At 61.7% G+C, this 2092-nt stretch carries 4 protein-coding genes and 1 pseudogene; 2 read left to right on the top strand and 3 right to left on the bottom strand.

The window, feature by feature from the left end:
• Nucleotides 1-602: ATP-binding protein (locus NKJ73_RS33935; RefSeq protein WP_352572730.1), on the top strand; the 602-nt coding region annotated here is incomplete at its 5' end.
• Here NKJ73_RS33935 and NKJ73_RS34460 read toward each other — a convergent pair.
• Complete coding sequence (locus NKJ73_RS34460; RefSeq protein WP_502905426.1) at nucleotides 537-914, bottom strand: transposase; 378 nt, start codon at nucleotides 912-914, stop codon at nucleotides 537-539. The two genes, NKJ73_RS33935 and NKJ73_RS34460, sit on opposite strands and share 66 nt — an antisense overlap.
• Between NKJ73_RS34460 and NKJ73_RS34465 the strand changes: the two genes are divergently transcribed.
• Nucleotides 846-1010, top strand: coding sequence for a hypothetical protein (locus tag NKJ73_RS34465; RefSeq protein WP_502905427.1), 165 nt, complete (start codon nucleotides 846-848; stop codon nucleotides 1008-1010). The genes NKJ73_RS34460 and NKJ73_RS34465 overlap by 69 nt on opposite strands.
• A gap of 17 nt (nucleotides 1011-1027) precedes the next feature.
• Here the strand turns inward: NKJ73_RS34465 and NKJ73_RS34470 are convergent.
• Nucleotides 1028-1608: pseudogene (locus NKJ73_RS34470) on the bottom strand (transposase); the annotation flags it as partial.
• Nucleotides 1609-1619: 11 nt separating this feature from the next.
• Complete coding sequence (locus tag NKJ73_RS33945) at nucleotides 1620-1961, bottom strand: transposase (RefSeq protein WP_352572732.1); 342 nt, start codon at nucleotides 1959-1961, stop codon at nucleotides 1620-1622.
• Between the last annotated feature and the right edge of the window lie 131 nt (nucleotides 1962-2092).

A 2092-nucleotide genomic window follows, 5' to 3' on the forward strand; every position in this document is an offset into this window, starting at 1 on the left:
CGAACGTGGATGAAAGGCGTAACGGACAATCTTCTTTGCCTCGCCATCCTGATAACGGGCATTATGAGCCCAGTCCGACCGGCACAGGCAAGAGCCATCTGGCCATTGCGCTTGCCGTCGAGGCTGTGAAGGCTGGAAAGAGCGTCTATTTCTGCACGCTCGCCGAACTCATCGCCGCGCTGGCAAGGGCCGAACGCGAAGGCCGCCTGCAGGAACGCATCCGCTTCTTCTGCCGGCCTGCTCTGCTCGTTGTCGATGAGATCGGCTACTTGCCCGTCGTCCACGGTGGCGGCAATCTGTTCTTCCAACTCGTCAACGCCCGCTACGAGAAGGGCGCAATGATTCTCACCTCAAATCGCGGCTTCGCCGAATGGGGCGAGGTCTTCGGCGACCCTGTCGTCGCAACCGCACTTCTCGATCGCCTGCTTCACCATGCGGTCGTCGTCCAGATCGAAGGATCGAGTTATCGGCTCCGCCAGCACGCCGAGCTCATGCCCGAACACTTGCGATCAAAAGCCTCCATCACGCCGCCGACATTAAATCCACCATCGCGGCCGCGCGGCCGGCCACCGAAAAATGGACACCCCTCCGCGACAGTCTGAGCGGCGAAACTGGGGAATTTTACTTCGGCACTTTTGGGGAAAATTCGAGCGGCATTGACAGAAGGGTTCAGGTCCGGCGGCGTCACAGAGCCGCGGCACGTATTCGGGCGTGAGCCAGGGCGAACTCCTCGGCATAGGGACTGCTGAGGCCATCGCCACCTTGATGCGACGAACCGAGACGCGCACCTGTGCGCCGATCAGTTTCAATCTGATCGCGCCGCAGCTGGCGTTGGCGAGCCGGATATGGGCAAGACCGAGGCGACGCAAGGCGCAGATCAGGACATACGCAAACGAGGCGAACCACAGCCGCAGCTGATTGGCGCGCATGGTGTTGGCACTGGTACGATCGGCGTAGAGGTCGAGTGGCATTCGTTGATCCGGTTCTCCATGTCGCTGCGGGCGCAGTAGAGCTCCTCGTAAAGCGCCCGTGCCGCCCAGCGCTCCGGCTTGAGTGACGTCACAATGAAGCGCGGATTGGCGCCCTGCGTCGTCCATTCGGCCTTGGCCACGACCCGCCTGCGGCGTGACCAGCTGTCTTTTGTCGACCACCTGAAGTCGCGGAAGACCCGGGAGGCCTGGCGGCTTTTCCTGGAGACCAGACAGGCTCCTCGAGGGCCGGGGCGATCTTGGTTTCCAACCGTTCGTTGCGGGCGAGCCCGAAGACGTCGACGCGGTGGATCTCGCACCAGGCCATCAGTTCCTCGCGCGCAAAGCCGGAATCAGCGCACAGGATGATGTGGACCCTAGGCCAGTTTTTGCGGATCTGGGTCACGATCCGCTCAACCTCCTCGACCGCTCCCTTGCTGGCATCGATCTTGGAACGCCTGGGCTTTGGCGCCAGCAGGTGCCGGTCGCAGAAGATGTAGAGCGGCAGGTAGCAGTAGCAGTTGTAATAGCCGTGGAAGAACCTGCCTTCCTGCCGGCCGTGCAGCGGATCATCGGTGGCGTTGAGATCGAGCACGATCTCGGCTGGCGGCTTGTCGTGGGCTTCCAGGAACAGGTCCACGAACAAGGCCTTCAACGCGACCTTGTCGTAACTGATCTTGTGATAGTGCCGTGATAGTGCGTCGGCTTCCCGACCCGGCCGTGCTCCAGCCGGTTCAGCGTCGACTTGCCAGAAAACACCGCACAATCTTCTCGCTTCGGCGTCAGGCGTTCCGACACAAGCGCGAGCACCGGGTCGTGGCGAAGCGTGTCGTGGTCGTCGATGTCCTCGTATCCCAGCCCGATTGCTGCGAAGCGTTGCCCGACCAGCGTGCAGACGCTGTGAACCGTGAGATCCTGATTGCGGCAATCGACGAAGCACGAGGCCACCTGATCGAACAGCCCTAGCAGGCTGTTGAAAAAGGCCCTCGCCACCGGACCGCAGCAATGATTCACTGGCTCCGAAGGGATTCGGAGGTGACGAGTGCGCGGCGGCGACGATCGAACTGGCGAACTTTTCAGCTACGTGGACCTTGAGGTCCGGGTTCGGCGCAATCATCCATTGC

It is taken from the genome of Mesorhizobium sp. M0074, assembly GCF_040322975.1.
In the GTDB taxonomy this organism is placed as follows: domain Bacteria; phylum Pseudomonadota; class Alphaproteobacteria; order Rhizobiales; family Rhizobiaceae; genus Mesorhizobium.

Excerpts from the sequence above, each read along its gene's own strand:
- NKJ73_RS34465 (WP_502905427.1), top strand. The coding sequence starts at position 846 with ATGGGCAAGACCGAGGCGACGCAAGGCGCAGATCAGGACATACGCAAA.